General features: G+C 67.8%; 1 pseudogene. It reads left to right on the forward strand.

The annotated features are described in order from the left end of the window. Window positions 1-230: pseudogene (locus AC0CH3_RS18080) on the forward strand (glycoside hydrolase family 92 protein); the annotation flags it as partial.

Consider the following 230-nt stretch of genomic DNA (forward strand, 5'->3'; position numbering starts at 1 on the left):
CTACAGCCCGGTGCCGGACTGGGATACCGCGCGCAACCAGCTGACGCTGCTGGAACTCGTCGCGCCCGATCTGGGCGCGGCGACGATGCGCTCCGAGCTCGAGACCGCGCGCGAGCGGGGGTACATGAACACCTCGTTCCACGGCGAGCATGCGGTGCTGATGTACCTCGGCGCGAGGGAGCGCGGCATCCGCTTCGAGTATGCCGACGCCTATGCCTATCTGCGCAAGA

It is taken from the genome of Sphingomonas sp. AC449 (assembly GCF_979253475.1).